At 31.5% G+C, this 22,822-nt stretch carries 23 protein-coding genes; 8 read left to right on the forward strand and 15 right to left on the reverse strand.

What is annotated here, in order from left to right:
• From AAFU52_RS06630 to AAFU52_RS06645, 4 genes are read right to left on the reverse strand one after another with little or no spacing between them, the layout of a single operon-like run.
• Positions 1-798: a DUF6544 family protein gene (locus AAFU52_RS06630; RefSeq protein WP_024768207.1), complete on the reverse strand. Its 798-nt coding sequence runs from the start codon at positions 796-798 to the stop codon at positions 1-3.
• Positions 799-829: 31 nt separating this feature from the next.
• Positions 830-1,504 carry an ABC transporter ATP-binding protein gene (locus AAFU52_RS06635; protein ID WP_024768208.1) on the reverse strand — a complete coding sequence of 225 codons (675 nt, stop codon included), beginning with the start codon at positions 1,502-1,504 and terminating at the stop codon, positions 830-832.
• Positions 1,505-1,511: 7 nt separating this feature from the next.
• Positions 1,512-2,774 (reverse strand): ABC transporter permease, encoded by a 1,263-nt coding sequence (locus AAFU52_RS06640; RefSeq protein ID WP_024768209.1) that lies wholly within the window; start codon positions 2,772-2,774, stop codon positions 1,512-1,514.
• Positions 2,774-3,856 (reverse strand): efflux RND transporter periplasmic adaptor subunit, encoded by a 1,083-nt coding sequence (locus tag AAFU52_RS06645; protein WP_438425905.1) that lies wholly within the window; start codon positions 3,854-3,856, stop codon positions 2,774-2,776. Before AAFU52_RS06645 ends, AAFU52_RS06640 begins: the two co-directional genes overlap by 1 nt.
• A gap of 202 nt (positions 3,857-4,058) precedes the next feature.
• Between AAFU52_RS06645 and hpf the strand changes: the two genes are divergently transcribed.
• On the forward strand, positions 4,059-4,361 hold the full coding sequence (gene hpf / locus AAFU52_RS06650; RefSeq protein WP_024768211.1) for a ribosome hibernation-promoting factor, HPF/YfiA family: 303 nt from the start codon (positions 4,059-4,061) through the stop codon (positions 4,359-4,361).
• A 566-nt stretch (positions 4,362-4,927) separates the two neighbouring features.
• Positions 4,928-5,779, forward strand: coding sequence for a M12 family metallopeptidase (locus tag AAFU52_RS06655; RefSeq protein ID WP_438425906.1), 852 nt, complete (start codon positions 4,928-4,930; stop codon positions 5,777-5,779).
• Positions 5,780-5,896: 117 nt separating this feature from the next.
• On the opposite strand, the gene tyrS is transcribed toward AAFU52_RS06655, so the two are convergent.
• Positions 5,897-7,192 carry a tyrosine--tRNA ligase gene (gene tyrS / locus AAFU52_RS06660; RefSeq protein ID WP_438425907.1) on the reverse strand — a complete coding sequence of 432 codons (1,296 nt, stop codon included), beginning with the start codon at positions 7,190-7,192 and terminating at the stop codon, positions 5,897-5,899.
• 279 nt (positions 7,193-7,471) lie between these two features.
• Between tyrS and AAFU52_RS06665 the strand changes: the two genes are divergently transcribed.
• Together AAFU52_RS06665 and AAFU52_RS06670 are read left to right on the forward strand one after the other, a co-directional pair.
• Entirely contained in the window at positions 7,472-7,651 is a 180-nt protein-coding gene (locus AAFU52_RS06665) for a hypothetical protein (RefSeq protein ID WP_106790904.1), read from the forward strand.
• Between the two features lie 119 nt (positions 7,652-7,770).
• Complete coding sequence (locus tag AAFU52_RS06670) at positions 7,771-8,784, forward strand: NAD-dependent epimerase/dehydratase family protein (protein ID WP_024768215.1); 1,014 nt, start codon at positions 7,771-7,773, stop codon at positions 8,782-8,784.
• On the opposite strand, the gene AAFU52_RS06675 is transcribed toward AAFU52_RS06670, so the two are convergent.
• The 3 genes from AAFU52_RS06675 to AAFU52_RS06685 are packed head-to-tail and all read right to left on the reverse strand — an operon-like array spanning position 8,756 to position 11,330.
• A complete protein-coding gene (locus tag AAFU52_RS06675) occupies positions 8,756-9,259 on the reverse strand; it encodes a DUF4296 domain-containing protein (RefSeq protein ID WP_438425908.1) in 504 nt (167 codons plus the stop codon). The two genes, AAFU52_RS06670 and AAFU52_RS06675, sit on opposite strands and share 29 nt — an antisense overlap.
• Positions 9,256-10,596, reverse strand: coding sequence for a dihydroorotase (locus tag AAFU52_RS06680; protein WP_438425909.1), 1,341 nt, complete (start codon positions 10,594-10,596; stop codon positions 9,256-9,258). The genes AAFU52_RS06675 and AAFU52_RS06680 overlap by 4 nt, the downstream gene beginning before the upstream one ends.
• A gap of 2 nt (positions 10,597-10,598) precedes the next feature.
• Positions 10,599-11,330, reverse strand: a complete 732-nt coding sequence (locus tag AAFU52_RS06685; protein ID WP_024768218.1) for a polyprenol monophosphomannose synthase — start codon at positions 11,328-11,330, stop codon at positions 10,599-10,601.
• Positions 11,331-11,426: 96 nt separating this feature from the next.
• Here AAFU52_RS06685 and AAFU52_RS06690 point away from each other — a divergent pair, with 96 nt between their 5' ends.
• Both AAFU52_RS06690 and AAFU52_RS06695 read left to right on the forward strand, forming a co-directional pair.
• A complete protein-coding gene (locus AAFU52_RS06690; protein ID WP_024768219.1) occupies positions 11,427-12,080 on the forward strand; it encodes a DUF4271 domain-containing protein in 654 nt (217 codons plus the stop codon).
• Positions 12,081-12,114: 34 nt separating this feature from the next.
• Complete coding sequence (locus AAFU52_RS06695) at positions 12,115-12,861, forward strand: uroporphyrinogen-III synthase (protein WP_024768220.1); 747 nt, start codon at positions 12,115-12,117, stop codon at positions 12,859-12,861.
• Positions 12,862-12,937: 76 nt separating this feature from the next.
• Here AAFU52_RS06695 and pckA read toward each other — a convergent pair whose 3' ends face one another.
• Both pckA and AAFU52_RS06705 read right to left on the reverse strand, forming a co-directional pair.
• Positions 12,938-14,494 (reverse strand): phosphoenolpyruvate carboxykinase (ATP), encoded by a 1,557-nt coding sequence (gene pckA / locus AAFU52_RS06700; RefSeq protein WP_035090232.1) that lies wholly within the window; start codon positions 14,492-14,494, stop codon positions 12,938-12,940.
• A 69-nt stretch (positions 14,495-14,563) separates the two neighbouring features.
• On the reverse strand, positions 14,564-14,962 hold the full coding sequence (locus AAFU52_RS06705) for a DUF423 domain-containing protein (RefSeq protein WP_024768221.1): 399 nt from the start codon (positions 14,960-14,962) through the stop codon (positions 14,564-14,566).
• 137 nt (positions 14,963-15,099) lie between these two features.
• Here AAFU52_RS06705 and AAFU52_RS06710 point away from each other — a divergent pair, with 137 nt between their 5' ends.
• Together AAFU52_RS06710 and AAFU52_RS06715 are read left to right on the forward strand one after the other, a co-directional pair.
• Entirely contained in the window at positions 15,100-16,470 is a 1,371-nt protein-coding gene (locus tag AAFU52_RS06710) for a saccharopine dehydrogenase family protein (RefSeq protein ID WP_024768222.1), read from the forward strand.
• A 146-nt stretch (positions 16,471-16,616) separates the two neighbouring features.
• Entirely contained in the window at positions 16,617-17,087 is a 471-nt protein-coding gene (locus tag AAFU52_RS06715; RefSeq protein WP_024768223.1) for an Lrp/AsnC ligand binding domain-containing protein, read from the forward strand.
• A gap of 140 nt (positions 17,088-17,227) precedes the next feature.
• Here the strand turns inward: AAFU52_RS06715 and AAFU52_RS06720 are convergent, their stop codons facing one another.
• From AAFU52_RS06720 to AAFU52_RS06740, 5 genes are all read right to left on the reverse strand, one after another.
• On the reverse strand, positions 17,228-18,580 hold the full coding sequence (locus AAFU52_RS06720) for a DUF6734 family protein (protein WP_438425910.1): 1,353 nt from the start codon (positions 18,578-18,580) through the stop codon (positions 17,228-17,230).
• Complete coding sequence (locus tag AAFU52_RS06725) at positions 18,577-19,794, reverse strand: DUF6625 family protein (protein WP_438425911.1); 1,218 nt, start codon at positions 19,792-19,794, stop codon at positions 18,577-18,579. The genes AAFU52_RS06720 and AAFU52_RS06725 overlap by 4 nt, the downstream gene beginning before the upstream one ends.
• Positions 19,795-19,808: 14 nt before the next feature.
• Positions 19,809-21,383: a vitamin K epoxide reductase family protein gene (locus tag AAFU52_RS06730; RefSeq protein ID WP_438425912.1), complete on the reverse strand. Its 1,575-nt coding sequence runs from the start codon at positions 21,381-21,383 to the stop codon at positions 19,809-19,811.
• Between the two features lie 160 nt (positions 21,384-21,543).
• A complete protein-coding gene (locus AAFU52_RS06735; RefSeq protein ID WP_438425913.1) occupies positions 21,544-21,741 on the reverse strand; it encodes a hypothetical protein in 198 nt (65 codons plus the stop codon).
• A 40-nt stretch (positions 21,742-21,781) separates the two neighbouring features.
• Positions 21,782-22,723, reverse strand: coding sequence for a thioredoxin-like domain-containing protein (locus tag AAFU52_RS06740; protein ID WP_438426622.1), 942 nt, complete (start codon positions 22,721-22,723; stop codon positions 21,782-21,784).
• Between the last annotated feature and the right edge of the window lie 99 nt (positions 22,724-22,822).

A 22,822-nucleotide genomic window follows, 5' to 3' on the forward strand; every position in this document is an offset into this window, starting at 1 on the left:
TTAGCTCATTAATTTGTAATCAAGAATATTAGCTTTAAAATACTTCTGCTTCCCTTTTTTAAGATCCCAGATCGCAGTCATCGTATTCGGAATCAACAATCCATTATAATCTTTATATTCTCCTACTTCTCCAATAAAATCTTCTAGTTCTGTATCTCGATATCTTTTGGTTTTAAAATGATCTATCATTCCATTTTGGTTAAATATAAAAAAGCCTTCAAGAGTATGATTATCGTTTACGATAGTAGCTTTTATCGTTCTATAATCTATAGCTTCCCACGAGATATCAGAGTTTAGGAAACCTATCGGAAACCAGATAAGTTCTCCCAGATATCGCCCTAATGAACTTTGATCTACTTTTTGACCTGTAAACAGAACTATATTTTTTAACCCCAGTACACTCACTCTTACTTCACCTTTACCATTAGTATATTTATCCCTGATTAGCATAGGTAATGCTTTGGCTTTCCAAATAAATCCAAAATTGTTAGAAGACATGTATTGTGTAGCAGAAAATGGTAACCACTTTTTTTCTGGACTCGTTCTGATCTCTCCTTTTTGGGTAAAAATAGCATTGCAGTATTTTGGTTTCCCCACAATATTCACTTTGTTAAGGTAATTTTTCATCAGATCAGGAAGGTCATCCAAGTCTTTCTGGGTGACTTTTCTATCTATTTCTCTACCTGTATTAAATAATAGTGCTCTTTCTTGTTCTACAAAAGCATTAAACAATACTATCCCTACTATGGATATCACAACGAATAGTATTAGTATACTTCCAATTATAACCAATATCATTTTTAGAATTATTTTTTATTAAAAATTATAATTAACCTATAATTCTACCATCTCCCATTTCTATAATTCGATCGGTTTTATTCGCAAAATCTATATCATGGGTAACAACCAGAAGTGACAGCCCTTCTTCATCACTTAATTGCTTAAAAACATTGAATACATTTTCAGAATTATAGCTATCCAGGTTTCCTGTGGGTTCGTCCCCCATAATGATAGCAGGATCATTTATTAAAGCCCTAGCTATGGCAACTCGTTGTTTTTCTCCACCAGAGATACGTGAGGCTCTTTTTTTGGCAAGGTGATCAATTTTAAGGATACGAAGCTTCTTCATCGCATCATACTCAATTTCTTCAATAGATTTTTCAGCTAATTTTTTGGCAGGAAGCATTACATTTTCTAATACCGAAAATTCAGATAACAAATAATGAAACTGAAATACAAAACCTATATGTTTGTTTCGTATATAAGAGAGTTTTTCTCTTTCTTGTCCCGTTATGAGTTCGTTATTCAAGTATAACCCTCCTTCATAATCTGTATCCATAGTTGATAAGATATACAACAAAGTAGATTTACCACACCCCGATTTTCCCATAATAGAGGCAAATTCTCCCTTGCTTACCTTAAAAGAAATATCTTTTAACACATGAAAAAGTACTGGTTTTCTAAAATACTTATTGATGTCTTTGGCTTCAAGAACTGTTTTCATAGCATTGTTATTGTCCCCTGATGATACGCACAGGGTCTATTTTTTTTGCTTTCCGAGAAGGTAAGTAACCTGCCAAAAAAGTTGAAATCATAGCGAATGTGATACCAATGCTATAAAACCAGGGATTGTGATTGATAGGATAAGTAGTAATTGTTGGCAATGCCTCTGTCTCAAAAGGTAACTGATCAATAAGATGAGATAGACCAAATCCAATTAACAGTCCTAAAACTCCACCAACAACACCTATGATCATGGCTTGGCTCATAAAAATCAATTGCACATCTTTTCCCGAAAAACCAGTTGCCTTTAGAATAGCGATATCATTCATTTTTTCATAAATGAACATATTTAGAATATTGTAAATACCAAAACCTGCTACAATCAATAGTGTTATAGAGACGGCATAGGTAATTAGGTTTCTAATCGTAGTCCCTGTTTCAAATTGTGCATTAGCAGTATTAATATCAATTGCTTTGAGTTTAAACTGTTGCTCTACTTTTTCTGCTAATGCGATGGATTGTTCAATATTGTGAAGTTTTACATTGATATCTGTAATATAATTTTCTGCTTCTCCCAAAATACGCTGTATAGTTTTAATAGTAGCAAAACTTTGAATGTTATCAATATCAGCAATCCCACTTTGGTATATTCCTACAATTTTTAACGGAAAAACATCTCCTTTTATAGTACTGATCTGTACTCTATCGCCAATATCAAGAGACATTTTTTTTGCAACACCCGCACCTAGTAAAATTCCATTATCATTATGTTTCAAAGCCTGGGGAGTTCCTTTAACAATGTAATCTTTGAAATTAAAAAATTCCACTTCTTTCATAATATCAACACCGGTTAGATTACCTCCTAATTCAATAGACCCTGCGATATAAAATATTTGTGACTTAATCTGTGGTATTGCCCCCCTAACCTGAGGATCTTTATTAAGATAGTTAATGATAGGAAGTGCATTATGAATTCTTTTCTGGCTTTGTTTTGGTTTAATCGAATGCACTACATTAAATGTATTTTGAAATTCACTATATAAGTCTACAGGTTGTTTTTTTGAAGGTTCAATTTCATTAAAAATATGAATGTGTGGTGTCTGATTAAGAATCAAATCATCTAGCATCTTATTCAGCCCGGTCATAAAACAAACCAAAGTAATATATGCGCCAATGCCAAAAGTTACACCCAAAGCTGCTGTCGCAGTTTGTTTGATTTTGGTAACCAGATGTGTTCTGGCAATGTTTAATATGACTTTCCAATTGGTCATTATTCGGGTTTATAGATCCAAGTGTTTTTGGTAATTCCTGATAAGATTTCTACAGTATCCATACTCTGAAGCCCAATAGCAATTTCTACTGTTCCTTTTTCAGTTTTTACTTTAGTATCATCAATCAGGTATTCTTTTGGTATCGTTAGTACTTCTTTTCTTTGAGCTATGATAACATTTGCCTCTCCAGACAATCCCGGATATAATACCTCTGGGCTTTTGTCAAAAAGAGCTTCAACCATAAAAGTCTGATTACGCTCATCCTTTTTAGGGTATATTTTACTCACTTTTGCAGTAAATACCTCTCCATTATATGCGTCCAGGGTTATTATAGCTTTTTGGTGTTTTTTAATTTTTACAATATCCACTTCATCAACTAGCATTTCGACAACAAAGACAGTAGCACTACCCACTGCTGCAATGGGTTCTATAGTATTTACAATCTCTCCGGGATTCTTATATAAGCCATATACCTTGCCATTAATTTTGCTATTAATAGTAAAGTCTTTGGTGGTTATTACCGAGGTTTTATAATTGTTTTTTGCCTGTTGTAACCGAGTCTTGAGTTCTTCTCGAGTTCTATCATACTTATTTTTCAACAGGTTCAAAGAATTTGCAGAAAGTTCGTAGGTGAGTTTTTTAGTATCATGCTCTATTTTAGAACCTATCTGTTGACTCCATAGATTTTTCTGACGACAATAATTTATAGAATCATTAGTCATTTTAAGAGTTGCTGATTTAATTTCTTCTTCTATACTACTAAGAATTGCTGCATTGCCATTATAGTTTTTTTGGGCAAGCTCAAACGATAACCTAGCATTTTCTGCATTTAACCTAGGGTTACTGTTTATGATCTGAAGCAATGGGGTTTCTTTTTTGACACTATCTCCTTCTTCTACAAGGTTTTTATCCAAAATACCATGTACCGAAGCATATACTTGATACAAGCTGTCTGGCTGGATAGTAACCGATGAATATACCAATTCTGTAATGTCTCTTACTGCAGGACGTATTTTTTCCTCTTTATCTCCACAGGATATAAGAACAGCAGTAAAAAACATCCATAATACATATTTAGACATACCTACATATTTTTATCGAATTTCGTTGAAAAGACTGATTTTCGGAATGATATTTGTCATATTTAAAAAAGATGATAGTCTTTATTTTAGCATAGAGATTAGACCAAAATACCTGCTCTAATGAAGCTCAGAAAATATGTGAATTTTACACCAATACAGAGCAGTATAGATCTAACAATTAAAAACCATAAAATACGAACAAATGCAAATCAATATTCAATTTGTACAAATGCCAACTAGTGAAACCATGGAAGGTTATGTACATGAAAAACTAAATAAATTATTCAAAAAATATGATTGGATAATTAAATCGGATGTATTTTTCAAAAAAGAAAACGACCCAAAGGGAAAAGGTAAAATCTGTGATGTAGAGTTAAGTTTACCAGGACCAAAACTATATGCTACATCTAATGAGAAAAATTTTGAATTTGCTTTTAAAGAAACACTTAGTGATTTAGAAAGACAGCTCAAAAAACGGAAACAAGAAATGAAACCATATATCTAGGCACTACATTTCTGAAATGAGTCAAAAATTTAACATTCTAAAATTCAAAAACTGACATTTGTCATGTTTTATAAACACTAACAGAATTACTTTAGCTCATGGTTAACAAATGATTTCTTTAAATTTTTAGTTAAAAAGAAATGGGTTTTGTTGTAGAAATGTAACAAAGCCACAACAAAGAAATTAACTCTATTTCTAGGTAAATAGTCCAAAACTTATATTTAGCAATAAATTGAACATTAAGGATTAATATACCAACTAATAAAATTAATTTCTTTGAAGAAAACAGGTAAGTATATACTTACCTGTTTTTGTTTTATATACACTTATCTTTAAAATTTATCGAAAATAAATAAATTTTTTATTGGTTATACCAAAATTGGGTAAGTGTCTGTTTTTAAATACAATTCAATTCTTCACTACAAGGTAACCATAGTTTTATTATGCTAAACCCTTGATTTACAGTATAAAAAGCAAATTTACAAATCAACTCAAATACAATATCAAGTATTCATTGATCGTTAATTCCCAATATACAAACACAAATTTAACTTAAAATTTACATTATGAAAACAAGTAAATTATTAAGCCTCTCGGCTTATGCATTATCTGTATTGATGTTTACCAATTGCCAAACAGAAGATGAGTCTGTAACTACAGAAATTAATCAGGAATCTTCTAAATCAGAAGCTTCTGCAGAAGTTTATCCTCTAAATGGGGCTGAAAAAACTATATCAAAAGACTTTTTTGATGTCAAAACAGAATTTAAAGAAGTAGATGGTAATCTTATCCTTGGAGATATGATATTATCTCCCGAACAGGTAGAAGAAACTAACACTTTACAAAAGGGAGTGATCCGAAGAAATAGGCACTGGCCTAAATCAGGAAATTACTATTATATTCCTTATACTGTTGACAGTAATTTATCAAACAAAGGTCGTGTAACTAGTGCAATTAATCATTGGGAAAGTAAAACCAAAATACGATTTATAAAAAGAACAAATCAAAGAGCTTATATTCGTTTTAGATCAGGATCAGGGTGTTCTTCTTCTGTAGGAAGAACAGGAGGTAGACAAAATATCACCTTAGCTTCTGGTTGTTCTACCGGAAACACTATTCATGAAATCGGACACGCGATTGGCATGTATCATGAGCAACAACATCCCAAACGAGATAATTATGTTACTGTTAATTTTAACAACATCAAAAGTGGTAAAGCTTCTAATTTTAATAAAAGATCTTCTTCTTCGGTTAGAACCTCAACATTTGATATTGGATCTATTATGATGTATGGCTCTTACTTTTTTAGTAAAAACGGAAAGCCTACAATCGTAAGAAAAAACGGAAGTACTTTTAATGTACAACGTCGTGCTTTAAGCAGCAGAGACCTTAGTGTTATAAAACGATACTATAAATAAGAAGAAGGGTCGTTAATTAGAAAAAGGAGAGAAATATCAAATATTTCCCTCCTTTTTTATATTTCTATTTTCAAATAAACTTGATGTAGGTATTCTAAAAATTAGATTCTACGTGTTTTATACCACTCTGATCACAAAATAGTTTTTCTTACCACGTTGTAATAAAACGAATTGACCATTGATCAAGTCATTATTTGATATCGAATAAGTATCGTTAACCTTTTCTTTGTTTACCGAAATAGAATTTTCTTTCAGTGCTCTTCTAGCTTCTCCATTTGATTTAAGAAACCCTGTGTGTTCTGCCAGGGCACCAATAATATCAATACCATTAGCTATTGTATCCTTTGCAATCTCGGCTTGTGGTACACCATCAAAAACATCTAAAAAAGTAGCTTCATCCAAACCTTTTAGATCTTCAGATGTAGATTTCCCGAAAAGAATTGCAGATGCTTTAATCGCATTATCAAGATCTTCCTGAGAATGTACAATAACGGTCACCTCATCTGCCAGTTTTTTCTGCAAAATTCGCTGATGCGGAGCTTCTTTATGTTGCTCTATTAAAGTATTTATTTCAGATTCTGTTAAAAACGTAAAAATCTTAATGTATTTTTCGGCATCTTCATCACTGGTATTTAACCAATATTGGTAAAATTTATATGGTGATGTTCGCTTAGCATCCAACCATACATTTCCTCCTTCAGATTTACCAAATTTTGATCCATCAGATTTAGTAATTAACGGGCATGTTAATGCATATCCTTTTCCTCCTGCTATTCTTCTGATCAGTTCGGTTCCTGTAGTGATATTACCCCACTGATCGCTTCCTCCCATTTGTAAAGTACATGCATGTGCCCTATACAGATGTAAAAAGTCATATCCCTGCACCAGTTGGTATGTAAATTCTGTAAATGACATCCCTTCTGATGATTCTGACGAAATTCGATTCTTAACAGAATCTTTCGCCATCATATAATTTACAGTAATATGTTTACCCACATCTCTAATAAATTCTAAGAATGAGAACTCTTTCATCCAGTCATAGTTATTGGCCAATACAGCTGCATTGGGAGCATCACTTTCAAAATCCAGAAATCTGCTTAGTTGTGATTTTATAGCTTCTTGGTTATGACGAAGTGTTTTTTCATCCAGTAGATTACGCTCTGCCGATTTTCCTGAAGGATCACCGATCATACCTGTGGCACCACCTACCAATGCAAAAGGCTTATGCCCTGCTCTCTGATAATGTGCCAGTAACATGATAGGAACCAGGTTACCGATATGTAATGAATCTGCTGTAGGGTCAAACCCCACATAGGCAGATCTCATTTGCTCCATTAAGTATTCTTCGGTCCCAGGCATCGCATCATGCAACATTCCTCTCCAGCGTAATTCTTCTATAAAATTTGTAGTCATTGTACTATAATTCAATTAAGAGCGACAAAGATAAAAATATGGATAATATCCAGCTATGATTATGGTAGAAATTGGATGGTATTGATTTATCATCTTCACCAATTGTAAAACACCTGTTACACTAATAGCCATAGCACTAAAATATCCATTCCTCTTTTCTCTTAAAAAAATTACCGAGTAGTCTAAATACACGTTTCTGGATTTTCACTGAAAACAGGGGGTATGCAGTCTTCAAATAGTAATAATTTCCATTTCTATTAATTAAAACCAATTTATATTATGAAAAAACAAGCAAAAAATTCTAAAAAACTGAATCTTAAAAAATTAGAAATCGCAAAATTAGATGGTCTAAATACTATTTATGGAGGACAACCACACAATGGACAAACTGATAATGAAGCTCCAACCTCTGGTGATGAGCCTATAAAGTCATGTAGATGTAGTAATATTTGTGAGTAATTTTTACGTTTAAAGAAAAATTCAAAAGACCTTAATACATATTCAAAATATTGAGGTCTTTATTATTTAACCCAAAAATGTACATTAATTGTTTACTTTAGTATCGTAGAATATATACTATGATATTAGTTACAGGAGCAACAGGTTTAGTAGGAACGCATTTACTGGTTAGACTTATACAGGAAAAACAACAAGTACGTGCTTTATACAGAACCGAGACTAAAAAAGAACAGGCCAAAAAAGTGTTCTCCTCTTATTTCACAAGTGAAGAGAAACACTTGTTTGATACTATAGAGTGGGTGAATACTGATATCAATAATATCCCTGTTCTAACTGAAGCTTTTGAAGGAGTTACTCATGTATATCACTGTGCTGCCAAAATTAGTTTTAATCCATCTCACTATAGAAAATTAAGAAAAGCCAATATCCATGGCACAGCAAATATTGTAAACCTTTGTTTAATCAAAAAAGTGGCCAAACTCTGCTATGTAAGTTCGATTGCAACACTTGGGGAAAATTTATTAAATGCTCATATTGATGAGAAGGCAGAATGGAATCCTGAAACTCCTAATTCTGTATATTCAATTACCAAATATGGTGCAGAGATGGAAGTCTGGAGAGGAATACATGAGGGTCTTACCGCTGTAATTGTAAACCCTGGTATCATTATCGGCCCTGGTTTTTTTGATAATGGTAGTGGATATCTCTTTAAAAGGATTTACGCCGGAATGAAATATTATACTACAGGAACTACCGGTTATGTAGCCATACAGGATGTTGTCGATATTATGTATAAACTCACAACAGGTACCTATAGTAACCAACGCTACATTCTGGTTGGTGAGAATTTGAGTTACAAAAGTGCTTTTAGCATGATTGCCAAGGCACTGCACAAACCACTACCTAAAAAGAAAATTTCTCCTTTCTTGATGAAAATTGCCTATTATGCGCAACGTGTTAGCCATATTTTGTTTAGAACGAATAGATCGATATTTAGATCATCTATACGAAGCGCATTTTCTACAAAATACTATGAGAATGATAAAATAAAAAAGGAACTTATTTATAGTTTTACTCCAATTGAAAAAAGTATCAAAGAAACCGCTACTGCTTTTTTGAAGGAGGAGCATTAGTCCTTTTCCCTTTAGCTTCTTCTATCTTTTCCTCGATTATATCTTCTGTAACAACAGGTAAATCTTTAAGCTTAAGTGTATCTTTATTTTTTGCAATAGAATCTTCAATTTTTTTAATAGAATCCTCTTCCTTTTTCAACTTCTCGTATTTTGCCATTTCTTTATCCAGATTGGCCTTTACGCGAACAAAAATTGCTTCATACTTTTCTATCTGACCAGAATACCAGGTATTATTTTCTACAAAAATAATGCTGTCTATACCATGTTTTTTCAGAATAAAAACCTCAGGGTTAATACTTTCTTCCTCTAAAGTTTTTCTATCAGAGCTTTTTGCGGCCCTTACAAAAGCAATATCAGTTAAAATTTCAACCATACGGTCTTCTTCTATAAACGATTCTGGTTTAGGGGGTTTATTTATACTCTGACAAGAAATAAAGGTCAGAAAAGCTATAGTGTATATTATATTTCTAATCATCTGTCAAAAGTTAGTCGTTGTGCGTGTCGCACATCATAGAATTTAAAGTTCTTATATACCAAACTTCCATTAATAAAAGTATGCGTAACTCTCGATCTAAAGGTAGTCCCTTCAAAAGGTGACCATCCACATTTATATGCAATATTATCTTTATTTACTGTCCAGGGTGCATTTATATCGACTAAAACAGCATCTGCATAATATCCTTCTTTTATAAATCCTCTTTTCTCGATCTGAAATAATATTGCCGGATTATGACACATCTTCTCAACGATTTTTTCTAAGCTTATTTTATCCTGGTGATAAAATTCTAACATAGCAGGAAGTGCATGCTGTACCAATGGTCCTCCAGAAGGTGCTTTGGTATACACATTATCTTTTTCTTCTTTAGTATGCGGAGCATGATCTGTAGCAATTACGTCTATTTTATCCTTTAGTAGTGCCTTAAACAGAGCATCCCTGTCTTTTGCTGTTTTTACAGCAGGATTCCATTTAATCAATGTTCCTTTTTCTTCATAATCTGTATCAGAAAACCACAAATGGTGAATACATACTTCGGCTGTTATTTTCTTTTCCTTAAGCGGAATTTTATTTGTAAATAGCTTTAATTCCTTCGCTGTCGAAAGATGAAAAATATGTAATCGTGCTCCTGTCTTTTTAGCTAGTGCTACCGCTTGTGATGAAGACAAGTAACAAGCTTCTTCACTTCTAATAATAGGATGAAATTTTACAGGAATATCATCACCGTACTCTGCCTTATATTTTGCGGTATTACGCTTAATCGTTTCTTCATCTTCACAATGCACCGCGATTAACAAATCTGTAGAAGAGAATATTTTTTCTAACACTTCTGGGTTATCGACCAGCATATTTCCTGTAGATGAGCCTAGAAACAGTTTAAGTGCTGCTACTTTTTTAGGATCTACTTTAAGGATTTCTTCTAGATTATCGTTTGTACCACCAAACATAAAAGAGTAATTCGCATAGCTTGTTTTTGCAGCGATTTCAAATTTTTCTTCGAGTTTTTCTATTGTTGTTGTTTGCGGCACAGTATTAGGCATTTCTATAAAAGAAGTAATCCCGCCTGCTATAGCTGCTCTGGACTCCGTTTCTATAGTTGCTTTATGTGTTAATCCAGGTTCTCTAAAATGTACCTGATCATCAATGACTCCTGGTAATAAGTATTTACCTTCTGCATCAAAAATGTGCACATCTGGCGACTTTGCACTTATTTGTGGTGCAATTTCTTTAAAAACACCATTTTCTATATATACATCTCCATTAAAAACCTGCCCTTCATTAACGATGTTAGCATTTTTAATAAGCACATTATCCATAATCATATTTCGTAGCGATTAAATAAGCTGTTAAATTTCATTTTTATAACTCCAAAAACAGCTTCAGAAATAATTCCTTTACTCATTTTTGATGTCCCCCTGGTTCTATCTGTAAAGATTACAGGAATTTCTTTTATTTTAAATTTTAATAAATGAGCCTTAAACTTCATCTCTATCTGAAAGGCATATCCTACAAATCGAATTTTTTTAAGATTTATTTTTTCTAATACCTCTCTTTTATAACAGACAAATCCTGCAGTTGTGTCATGAATATCCATTCCTGTTATAAATCGAACATATTTTGAAGCCCCCCAGGATAATAAAACTCTACTCATTGGCCAGTTCACTACATTTACTCCAGTCACATATCTAGACCCGATAGCAACTTGAGAAGATCCTTTGGCACAAGCATTATACAACCGTATAAGATCGTTAGGGTTATGAGAAAAATCTGCATCCATTTCAAAAATGTACTCGTAAGATCGTTCTAATGCCCATTCGAAACCAGTAATATATGCTGTCCCTAAACCTAATTTCCCCGCTCGTTCTATCAAAAAAAGCGACTCCGGGTATTCTAACCGTAACTCCTTTATCTTATCTGCAGTTCCATCTTGAGAATTATCATCTACAATAAGAATATGGAAATCACGCTGAAGCGAAAGCACATTCTTAATGATACGCTCCACATTTTCAATTTCATTATAGGTAGGGATTATAACTAAGGCATCCACCATCTAGGCTATTTTTCAGGCAAATATAACTAAATAATTACTAGTTATTTTCTTGTTTTTATGAGTTAATTGATCGTAATTTTGATCCCAGAACAGAATATGGAATTTATTTTACGAGAAATAACATCAACAAATTGGCTTACTATCATAATCACAGTATGCCTAATGCTACTAGCTGCGGCCAAAGGGGTGAATATGCTTCGCTTTACCGATTTCATGATGCTTTTTAGTAATAGCAAATATATTATATCATATCAAAAGCTAAATAAGCTTTCTTCTTTATTTAATGCAATTTTACTATTATTTCAGATCGTTTCGGTATCTCTGTTTCTATATCTATGTTTTGGTGTATTCGAATGGCAAGTTGTACCCAATCAAATCACATTGTATTTTAAGATTGCAATCATATATACTGTTATCGTTATTTGTAAATTACTTATAGAAAAAATAGTTGCAACTATTTTTTCTATTGATTCTATAATTGATGAATATTTATTTTACAAAGTGTCGTATCGTAATTTCATGGGAGTCATACTATTACCTATTAATATTGTATTTATTTATGCATTACAACCTTCTATAATTGCATTTATAATATTGCTGATTTTACTAATTATTCTTAATACAATCATGCTTGTTTCTTTTTATAAGAAAAACGAAAATATTATTTTGAACCACTTGTTTTATTTTATTTTGTATCTTTGCGCACTTGAAATCGCACCCTATTTTATACTGTATAAGCTTATTAGTTAATTAGTAGGATCTTTACAAAAAAGAAAGAAAATATATGAAAGTGAAGACAATTTTGGTTTCACAGCCGGAGCCCAAAGTGGAAAATTCACCTTATTTTGATTTAGAAGAAAAGGAAAAAGTAAAAATTGACTTTATCCCCTTCATTCATGTAGAGGGAGTTGACTCAAAAGAAGTAAGGTTACAAAAAGTAGATTTATCATTATATACTGCTATTATCCTTACCAGCCGTAACTCTGTTGATCATTTCTTTAGAATAGCAGATGAGATGCGTTATAAAGTACCTGATACCCTCAAGTATTTTTGTCAAAGTGAAGCCGTAGCATATTATCTACAGAAGTACGTTGTATATCGAAAAAGAAAGATATATGTAGGAAAACGTACTTTTCAGGAGTTATCTCCTTTGATCAAGAAGTATAAAAACGAGAAGTTCTTATTACCTTCTTCAGATAAGCTAAAGCCACTAATTCCTGAAACATTAGATACTCTAAAAGTAGAATGGAAGCAAGCTGTTTTTTACAGAACTGTGGTAAGTGATCTTTCTGGTTTAAGAGATGTGTTTTATGATATTTTGGTGTTTTTCAGTCCATCTGGGATACAATCTTTATTTGAGAATTTTCCTGATTTCAAACAAAACGATACCAGAATTGCTGTATTTGGAAACTCAACAGTTAAAGCAGCCGAGGAGCACAATCTGATTGTTAACATTCAGGCACCGACTCCAGAAACGCCATCAATGACAATGGCACTTCAAAAATACATTAAAGAAGTAAATAAGAAATAGATAGTTTTATTTATTCTCAATGCATAAAAAAAGGGATCGATATTCGATCCCTTTTTTAGTATTAAAGTAAAAAATCTTATTCAAATTGTTTAAAATTCTTTTTGAAAGAATTTACCAGTTCTCCAGCCTTAGTGTCATAAGCATCTTTATCTGCCCATGTATTTCTTGGATTCAGAATATCCGAAGGTACATCAGGACAAGTTTCTGGCATGCTAAGGTCAAAATAATTATCAGTAATATAGGCTACATCATTAAGCTTACCTTCTAAGGCAGCATTAATCATTGCCCGGGTATATTTCAGTTTCATTCGGCTTCCTGTACCATATGCTCCACCAGTCCATCCTGTATTTACCAACCATACATTAGCTCCGGTTTTTTCGATCTTACTCATTAGCATATCTCCATACTCTTTAGGATGTAATGGCATAAAAGGAGCTCCAAAGCAAGCAGAAAAGCTTGGTAATGGTTCATTAACTCCCGCTTCTGTTCCTGCAACCTTAGCAGTATACCCGCTAATAAAATGATAAGAAGCTTGCTCTTTGGTTAACTTAGAAATAGGAGGTAATACACCAAAAGCATCTGCAGTAAGGAAAAAGATATTAGTTACCGTTTTACCTCTACTAGGCACCTTGATATTTTCTATGTGATCAATCGGGTAACTTACTCTTGTGTTTTGAGTAATACTGGAGTCTGTATAATCTACAACTCCATTATCATCTATAATTATATTTTCTAATAATGCTCCTTTCTTAATAGCATTATAAATTTCCGGTTCTTTTTCTGAAGAAAGGTCTATTACTTTTGCATAGCATCCTCCTTCAAAGTTAAATACTGTATCTTCTTCTGTCCAGGCATGCTCATCATCTCCTATTAGTCTTCTTTTAGGATCTGTAGATAAAGTAGTTTTACCAGTTCCTGATAATCCAAAAAACAGAGCTGTTTTACCATCTTCTCCTTCATTAGCAGAGCAGTGCATAGGTAAACAATTACGTTCTACAGGAAGAATGAAATTTAAAGCAGAGAAAATCCCTTTCTTAATCTCACCTGTATATCCGGTTCCTCCTATTAAAGCTATCTTTTTAGAAAAATTAAGGATTGCAAAATTATGCTGTCGTGTACCATCTACTTCTGGATCTGCCATAAAGCCAGGCGCATTAACGATCAACCAATCAGGATCAAAAGACTCTAATTCTTTCTTTTCCGGCCTTAAAAACATGTTATATGCAAACATATTTGACCATGGATATTCATTAAGTACCCGAATATTTAATTTATACTCCGGGTCGGCACATGCATAGCTATCACGTACAAATACTTCTTTCCCTGAAAGATAATTTGTTACTTTATCATACAATGCATCAAATGCATTTTGATCAAAAGGAATATTAATATCTCCCCACCACACTTTATCTTGTGTGATATGATCTTTAACAATAAAACGATCCATAGGGGATCGTCCAGTAAATTCTCCTGTGTTAATTGTTAATGCACCTGATTTGGTAATTTTCCCTTGACCTTTTTGCACTACTTCTTCTTGAAGATTTTCAGAAGATAATTGGTAGCGCATTGTAGCATTTTCAATACCGTAATTCTTTAACGAAAACGTTTTCGTAGTTGGATACAGTGGTTCCATATATAATATGTTGTGTTTGTTATGTACGTGCAAAATTATAAATAAAAATTACACCAACCGACAAAAAAATCACTTAATCTTTACCAGTGAAATTACTAAGAAAACCCACCCTAGTATCAATAGAAGGCCTCCCAAAGGGGTAATAAAACCAATACTTGACAGGGAAATCCCTAAAACTTCATCGATCACCAAAAGGTATATTGACCCTGAAAAAAGGGTTATTCCCCCCATGAAAAAGTAAAAAATACGCTTTCTGGTAACTTCTTGTAAAACAGACATATTCCCCAAAATAATACAAACGATAGCGTGATACATTTGATATCGCACTCCGGTGGTAAAAGAATTAATCTGTTCTGGATCTACTAATTTCTCTAATCCATGAGCTCCAAAAGCTCCTAATAGTACCGCAAGTAATCCCATCACGGCACCGGTAATCAAAATTGTTTTGTTTGCTGATATTTTATCCATAATTGACTATAACTAGTATTAAATTTTAAACTTTAGACAAAAATTTTTCAAAAATATAATTAATCCGCAGCTATAGAGAACCTAATCTTTGCGGTATTTATTACATTCGTATCAAAGTTATCAAAATATCAGAAGGTATGCGAAAGATCTTAGTTATTGGTGCAGGTAAATCTACTGCGGTTCTCATTAAATATTTCCAGGATAAATCTATTTCAGAAAATCTATATATCACTATTGGTGATATTTCTATTGAAAACGCAAAAAAACTAGCTGGCGATCATTCTAATACAGAAGCAGTACTTCTGGATGTTTTTGATCAAAATTCACGAGAAAAAGCTATTCAAAATGCAGATATTGTAGTATCAATGCTTCCTGCACGGTTTCATATCGAAGTGGCTAAAGACTGCCTGCAATTTGGCAAATCTATGGTTACTGCTTCATATGTTAGCCCAGAAATGCAGGAACTTGATGCAAAAGTTCGTGAAAAAGGGCTCGTCTTTATGAATGAGATTGGCGTAGATCCTGGTATTGATCATATGAGTGCAATGCAGGTCATCGATCGAATTAGAAATCAAGGAGGTAAAATAATTATGTTTGAGTCATTTACAGGTGGCCTGGTCGCTCCCGAAAGTGATACTAACTTATGGAATTATAAATTTACCTGGAATCCTCGTAATGTTGTTATTGCCGGACAAGGTGGTGGTGCAGAATTCCTACAGGAAGGAACATATAAGTACATACCTTATCATAAATTATTTAGAAGAACAGAATTTCTCGAAGTCGAAGGTTATGGCCGTTTTGAAGCCTATGCAAATCGAAATTCTTTAAAATATCAAAGTATCTATGGATTAGATGATATCTTAACTCTATACAGAGGAACTATAAGAAGAGTAGGGTTTTCTAGAGCCTGGAATACCTTTGTACAACTAGGTATGACTGCGGATGATTACACTCTTGCGAATTCAGAAGATATGAGCTATCGTGATTTCACAAATTGTTTTCTTGCTTATTCTCCTTCGGATTCGGTAGAGTTGAAACTTCGTCATTATCTTAAGATTGATCAAGATGATATTATGTGGGACAAACTCCTGGAGCTTGATCTTTTTAATCCAGATAAAAAAGTAGGCATTCCTAATGCTACTCCTGCACAGATTCTTCAGAAAATCTTAATGGACAACTGGACCTTGGGTGAAGGAGATAAAGATATGATTGTGATGTATCATAAGTTTGGTTATGAGATTGACGGCAAACACAAACAGGTAGATGCTACTATGGTAAGTATTGGCGAAAATCAAACGTATACAGCAATGGCCAGAACTGTAGGCTTACCAGTTGCAATGGCGACATTACGTATTTTGAATAAACAAATTACTACCCCAGGAGTACAGATCCCTATTCAGGAAGAGGTGTATACTCCTATACTCAAAGAACTTGAAGAGTATGGTATCGTGTTTAAGGAAAGAGAACGTGATTATCTTGGCTATAACCCCGATGGTGTAAAAGGGTAAATTGAATTAAAGAATTATCCTTTTTTAAATTAATCTAGAATCTATTGAATTGTTATCTAATTTAATTTTTTAATAATTTCTAGTTTTACGTTTCAATTACAAACCATTAATTGTATTTTTAGTTAATAATTGTAATTTTATATCCTATGAAAGGTCAAAACAATAACTTAAAAATTGACGGCATTGACAAAGAGATTTTACGCAATCTTATGGAAGATGCCCGAAGACCTATCCTGGAAATTGCCAGAAAAATAGGAATATCTGGTGCCGCTATTCATCAAAGACTTCGTAAGCTCGAAGCTTCAGGGCTTATTACCGGATCAAAGTTTATTATCGACCCCAAAGTACTAGGATATAAAACAATGGCTTTTGTAGGTGTACATCTCGACAAAGCCGTAAGTAACCCAAAAGCAGTAAAACAATTACGAGACATCCCAGAAGTAATCGAATGTCATTACACTACAGGAAATTGGTCTATTTTTATTAAAATACTATGTAGAGACAATGAACATTTAATGGTTGTATTGAATAAAAACATTCAAGCTATAGAAGGTGTATCTCGTACAGAGACTTTTATATCATTAGATCAGCAGATTGATCGACAGATTAAGATATAGTATCGTAAATCACATTTTCTGTATTTCTCCAAAAATATTTCAAATCACACAGTTTATAGACTATTGAGTGTACTTTGTTCTTATGCTATTATTTTAATTATAACCTATAGCAAGTAACCTGATCAAATAATTTTATGTTCTTAAGAAGATGATATTGCAATAATTTTATGTTTTAATAAAAAATAAATTCTATCGACTATCATTTTAACAAACTCTTCTTTAATATTTTTTGCATCATCTTCTAAAAAATTTAACATCTTAAAGATTAACTCTCTATAATTAATATATCTATCAATAGTATCTACTAATATTTCATCTATTTCATCAACCCGAAAAAACATATCCCTATTATCCAAACATTTAATTGCAAAAAATTTCAACTCTTCCTTCTCCTTCTTACTATCTAAACTAACAATCTCGTTACAAGGGAGTCTTATTATTATAAAATCCTCTTCTGAAACAATATTTTCGCTGAACAACTTAGGTAATTCAACAGAAAGTAAATCTCTAGACAAAAGGAATTCATCTGAATTTTCTAGAATCTTTTTACTTTGAATCTGAGCTTTTAATTGATTTATTAACTCTGCATTTCTTTTTTTAGTAAAATTATAAGTCCCTGGTATATTCTGATATTCATTAATAAATAATTGAACAATCTTTTTAAAATACATTGGATAGTGCTTGATTATATAACTCTCCATCATTCTACACGTATTGGAATCTCTTTTATAATCTCCTAACAAATGTAAATACGTTTTCTTGTAAGGAACTTCATCAAAATCTCCAAAACTTTCGTAACCATTATCATAAATATCTTCATTAATTAAAAAATTAACTTTTTTTGATTTATCTAAAGTCATTTGTCCAAAAAGTAATTGTTCAAAAAAAATATTAAAATCTATACCATTAATATCCTTCCAAATAGCTTTATTCTTATTCACAAAGTCAAATGATTTTCTTGAATACTCTTTTAAGAATTGAATATCATTCCCTCCAAAAACCCCCATATTACATGAATAATCTCTCCCTTTTTCATATTTTATTAATTCATCTGGTTTGAAAATTAAATTTGGTGATAATGAATTCCATGATTTTCTATAATAATCTGTGGTTATTTCATGATTTTGAGATATTAATCCTGAATTCATTAAATCTTCAGAGAAATTTTCCCATATAAATATGTCTCCATCTACATGTAAAAAAGGTTCGTTTTGTAGTGAATAAGTTTTTATTTTGGCTATAGCCCAAAAACTTTCAGGATAGTGATTTATTTCATCTAAAACCACATGGACTTTTGTGTATGGCAATTTTAATTTATCTATTAAAATTTCATAACCCTTATTATCTGTAAATAACTCAACTTTATCATAAAACAATCGTAATTGATTAACCGATAAAACCCAGCCCAAATAATGACTTTTCGAGTTTAGCCATCCATAACTGTTCTCTAACGGCTCTTTATTTCCTGTCCAAAAAGATTGTATAATCTTCATTCTTCTGTATGTATTCTCCAATCAAAAACACTAGTGTTTCCGTCTTTTCTTATTTCTTGAAAATGTTCAGAATATCTTTTGTGAGGATCAGGACTATGGAACATATATAAAAAAGGATGGGATTCTACATAAAAGTAATTTTTATTAAATAATAATTTATATACTGGCAAACTATTCTTATACGGTGTTTTCAAATAGTTATAATCATCTTTATCATTAGAAACTGTATAGATCGTTTCTCCCAAAAAATAAGTTCCTTCTTTCAGTATAGAAGCTTTTTTTCTATAAAAAAACTTCGAGATTATCACATCAAACTTTTGATAAAAATTAAACACAAAAGGTTTTATAAAATTAATTCCCAAATATTTTATATAATTCGTTAATTGTGTATTCTTTCGAATATTATACCTATCAATAAAGAAAACATCTGGTATTACATCCCAATTGGGTTTAACAGAAAATATATTATATTTATAACTCACAAAATGATACAATAATACTTCAAACTCATTTTTATAAGTTAAAATACCTCGATCCCATTTTAATCTGCCCGGAGTTCCTTCTACAACCAAAAAATCAAAATGCACATTTATATTACCCTTTTCTTGTTCCTTTACAAGAACTTCTAACATGCTTTCTGCTGCACAATCCATTTTTAATATATCTCTAGGTTCATTTAAATACATGTATTTATAATTACACTCATCAAAACAATAATTATTTATTGATGTAAGAATTTTTTTGTAATCCTTACTTTTGCGAAAAATATTGTTTACGAATTCTGTATTTTGAAATAGCATAAAAAAACCTGAAGTATAATCATCTCTCACAGATATAACATTATAATTATTCATAAGTTCATCTGTAATAAACTCCCTAATTCTACCCAAAATCAAATCAATGTCACAAAAACCCCAAAAATCATATTCTTTGATATAATCCTGAAAAATCACACCAAAACAAGGTTTAAAATCGCAAAATTTATATGGCCGTATAATATCAATTTCAAACCCTATTTTTTCAGTAGCTAATTTGTTAAAGCTTTCAAGAGTTGAAGGGATAATCTTCATATTGGCAGGAATCTTGCCGTCTATTTTATTATCTGTAAAAAGTAAAAAATCAACTGTAGAGTTATATTCACACGATTTTAAAAAGAAATCAACATACCAAGGAAATTTCCCAAAAAAGAAATTAATTAAAACAATTTTTTTCATAAAAGCCAATTATATCATTCCTTACTAGAATCCTCAACTAAGTCATCGATAAAATAAGGCAAATCTTCTTTATCATATGTATTAGGAAACAGGTGATCATTAATTACAAAAGCAGGTGTAAACAATAAGTTATTAGCTTTACACCACCTGTACTGAGATCGAGTTATCTTATCTACTTTTTCAGCACTTATTATTTGTTCGTATTGTTTTTTCCAACTTTCAATATTCTTAGTATCAAACCATGTTTTTAAAGCAGTTAAAAACATATTTTGCCCCTTATCAATATAGATTTGCACTAAACTTTTAAATAAAATATTTCTATTTACATCATTAGTGCTAGGATCATAATTAAACCTTAGATAGATGCTAACATTTTCAAAATGTTTTTCTAAGATATTCTCTATAAGTTCATGAGCTTCTTTACAATAACCACAATATGGGTTAGTTACTATATCTATTTTTAGATTTGCATTTTTATTCCCTAAGATTATTGCCCCTTCTAAAGAATTGTCCTCTATGCTATTTTCAGAATTCAAAGCCAACCTAAACAACTTATAATTCCTTCTAAACCTCAAGTTTTCTAATTGAGTTTCTTTTAAATCTTTGTTTTTAATCAACATAGGTTTTAAAAATAACCATAGAGAAAGAGTAAATAAATTAACCCCTAAGAAAAGAAGGAATTCAACGATTGAAAAAGAATAGGATGTGGGGAATAATCTAGTACAAATTAACTCTAAGTACAAAATAAAAACAAGAAGAAGACATAAAGGGCACCATTTTTTTTCTATTTTCCATTGATAGTAAATTGAAACTATTGAAATCGGAATTGTTAACCATAATCCCCAACTTTGTAATGAGAAAAATGTTCCTTCAAAGCTAGACAAACTCATGAAAAAAAGTGAAGCTAATTGTCCGAAAAAAAAGATGATAGCAATGTCACTTAAGTTTACTTTCTTAAAAAAACTCCATTTATTAGAATTAATTACCGAATCACAATCTGTACTAGGAGAAGTATTGCAAAATCCTTTTGAGAATGACGACTTAATGCCTAAAATTTGTTTAAATGTTTCAATCGCAACCAATAGGCCAAAACTAGATAAAAGCAAAAAAACGTATGTTCTTAAAGGAGTTTTTTCTGTAGTAAGTAAAATCATGAAAAGAATCCATGAAGTACTTAAAATGAACCATTTTAAGTGACTAGTTTTTTTAATTTTTAATTCAGAAATCTGAGAGTTTTGATCTGCTAAAAGCATAATGCCTCCCCATTGTTTTTTGAGTTCTTGCCAGGTAATTGGTTTTTCATCCTTCAAAAATTGATTTTTTGAAACTTGAATAAAAGATAGAACTTCTCCTTGCTCCTTATCCTGAAGCAATGCAACAAAGTTATCTGGGAATTTTTCTTTATCTTTAGTTGTCACCCTTATTGCTGCATTTTCTATCTTAAAAAACGATAGCGCATCACTATAAGCTAACAAAGAAGGGAAATCCGGATGACTTTCTACTTGAAATTCGAATTCTTCATAGTCAATTTTAATTTCCTCTTTTTTAAGATATGAAAAAATTGATTTTATATCTGGGTTTTTAGACATATATAGAGATTATTGGTTTATCTAGAAAGTAATTGAGTTTAATAGTCCACAAATACTAATTCCATATGCAGAATTGATATTTTTACTATAATTAAAACTAACAAACCTTAGGTCTCTTGATAGTATATAAATTTATACACTATCAAGAGATTATTTATTTTTATTTCTTCCAACCACAGTACCCAAGACCTCCCGTAGAACTAGGTAGACATGTACAACCATTAAATTCTCCATCACATTGCCCATCATACCAACAGTCATACCCATCACATACCCCAGAACCAGATCCTCCTTTGATTGCTCTCTTTTCATTTCTTGACAAACCATCCTTAATGGTTTTTAAACTAATTTTTTTCATAATTTGTAAGATTTTAAAATGTTTACTTATGGGACTATCCCTATTGAAGTTCTTTACTTAAAAACAACTCCAATTTTTCAGGGGAAATATCTTTAACTATTATTTCTCCATTATTCTTTACAAGAAAGGTTGTAGGAAAACTTCTAATATTCAATTTATAGGTTTCAATACCATTTTCATCTAAATAATGTATCCAATCAAAATTTTTCTTATTTATTGTTTTTTTCCAATTTGTAGAATCTTTAGTTTTATCGACAGAAATACTTATTATTTCAAATCCTTTTTCTTTATATTTATTATAAATAGGTTTATATGCTGGCATCTCAGACAAACAGGGACGACAATAAGAATACCAAAAGTCAATAAGAATATATTTTTTATTTTTAAATTTCTTCAAATCAAAATAGTCTTCTTTTAGAGCGATATTTTTAAGTGGAATAGCTTTATCAACAAACGAAAAGTTTTTTGCCTCAACTACTTTCTTCTTAAACACTTTATAAGGATATGTATCTTTAATCTCTTTTGAAAAGTAATTAAGAGATTCTTCATAGTACTTATTATAGTATAGATCATTAGAACAAAAACTATCGATTAATAACCATAGTGCAACATAAGAATTTGGTCTTTTTTTAAGATAACTTACTAATACAGAATCCTTTTGCACTCTATACTGTTTTCTTTTTTCTTTAGATATCGTAGTCCAAATTTTTTGGTTTATTGCATCTAGTTTTGTTAATTTTAGCAATTCATACTCATCTTGTGATTTTGATTTTGTAATCAGAACCCCTGTATCTCTTTGCAAAAAACTAATTCGTAAGTCATAACTTCCTTTTTCTATAAAAAATAAATCCGATATTTCTATCCTGTTTGTAAATCTTGTAATTAAGGTAAACATATGAGGGTAATCTATATTTCCTTCAAAATAAAAATTACCTTCATTTACTAGGCTTGTATCATTTTTTTTAAGGATGGATCTAAGAATTCTCTAACAAGAAACTTTGATGGAGTAAGATAAATTGAATCTACTTCTGCTCTTATTTTTCCATTAATTTGAAATTTGTTATCGTTGTCTTGACGGTTA

The organism is Aquimarina macrocephali, from assembly GCF_051627225.1.
In the GTDB taxonomy this organism is placed as follows: Bacteria; Bacteroidota; Bacteroidia; order Flavobacteriales; family Flavobacteriaceae; genus Aquimarina; species Aquimarina macrocephali.

What these genes read in the sequence shown, in the direction of transcription:
- AAFU52_RS06655 (WP_438425906.1), top strand. Translation starts at nt 4,928, where the DNA reads ATGAAAACAAGTAAATTATTAAGCCTCTCGGCTTATGCATTATCTGTA.
- pckA (WP_035090232.1), bottom strand. Translation starts at nt 14,494, where the DNA reads ATGGAACCACTGTATCCAACTACGAAAACGTTTTCGTTAAAGAATTAC.
- AAFU52_RS06635 (WP_024768208.1), bottom strand. Translation starts at nt 1,504, where the DNA reads ATGAAAACAGTTCTTGAAGCCAAAGACATCAATAAGTATTTTAGAAAA.
- AAFU52_RS06695 (WP_024768220.1), top strand. Translation starts at nt 12,115, where the DNA reads ATGAAAGTGAAGACAATTTTGGTTTCACAGCCGGAGCCCAAAGTGGAA.
- AAFU52_RS06690 (WP_024768219.1), top strand. Translation starts at nt 11,427, where the DNA reads ATGGAATTTATTTTACGAGAAATAACATCAACAAATTGGCTTACTATC.
- AAFU52_RS06725 (WP_438425911.1), bottom strand. Translation starts at nt 19,794, where the DNA reads ATGAAAAAAATTGTTTTAATTAATTTCTTTTTTGGGAAATTTCCTTGG.
- AAFU52_RS06735 (WP_438425913.1), bottom strand. Translation starts at nt 21,741, where the DNA reads ATGAAAAAAATTAGTTTAAAAACCATTAAGGATGGTTTGTCAAGAAAT.
- AAFU52_RS06705 (WP_024768221.1), bottom strand. Translation starts at nt 14,962, where the DNA reads ATGGATAAAATATCAGCAAACAAAACAATTTTGATTACCGGTGCCGTG.
- AAFU52_RS06730 (WP_438425912.1), bottom strand. Translation starts at nt 21,383, where the DNA reads ATGTCTAAAAACCCAGATATAAAATCAATTTTTTCATATCTTAAAAAA.
- tyrS (WP_438425907.1), bottom strand. Translation starts at nt 7,192, where the DNA reads ATGACTACAAATTTTATAGAAGAATTACGCTGGAGAGGAATGTTGCAT.
- AAFU52_RS06645 (WP_438425905.1), bottom strand. Translation starts at nt 3,856, where the DNA reads ATGTCTAAATATGTATTATGGATGTTTTTTACTGCTGTTCTTATATCC.
- AAFU52_RS06640 (WP_024768209.1), bottom strand. Translation starts at nt 2,774, where the DNA reads ATGACCAATTGGAAAGTCATATTAAACATTGCCAGAACACATCTGGTT.
- AAFU52_RS06670 (WP_024768215.1), top strand. Translation starts at nt 7,771, where the DNA reads ATGATATTAGTTACAGGAGCAACAGGTTTAGTAGGAACGCATTTACTG.
- AAFU52_RS06685 (WP_024768218.1), bottom strand. Translation starts at nt 11,330, where the DNA reads ATGGTGGATGCCTTAGTTATAATCCCTACCTATAATGAAATTGAAAAT.
- AAFU52_RS06630 (WP_024768207.1), bottom strand. Translation starts at nt 798, where the DNA reads ATGATATTGGTTATAATTGGAAGTATACTAATACTATTCGTTGTGATA.
- AAFU52_RS06680 (WP_438425909.1), bottom strand. Translation starts at nt 10,596, where the DNA reads ATGGATAATGTGCTTATTAAAAATGCTAACATCGTTAATGAAGGGCAG.
- hpf (WP_024768211.1), top strand. Translation starts at nt 4,059, where the DNA reads ATGCAAATCAATATTCAATTTGTACAAATGCCAACTAGTGAAACCATG.
- AAFU52_RS06665 (WP_106790904.1), top strand. Translation starts at nt 7,472, where the DNA reads ATGAAAAAACAAGCAAAAAATTCTAAAAAACTGAATCTTAAAAAATTA.
- AAFU52_RS06710 (WP_024768222.1), top strand. Translation starts at nt 15,100, where the DNA reads ATGCGAAAGATCTTAGTTATTGGTGCAGGTAAATCTACTGCGGTTCTC.
- AAFU52_RS06715 (WP_024768223.1), top strand. Translation starts at nt 16,617, where the DNA reads ATGAAAGGTCAAAACAATAACTTAAAAATTGACGGCATTGACAAAGAG.
- AAFU52_RS06720 (WP_438425910.1), bottom strand. Translation starts at nt 18,580, where the DNA reads ATGAAGATTATACAATCTTTTTGGACAGGAAATAAAGAGCCGTTAGAG.
- AAFU52_RS06675 (WP_438425908.1), bottom strand. Translation starts at nt 9,259, where the DNA reads ATGATTAGAAATATAATATACACTATAGCTTTTCTGACCTTTATTTCT.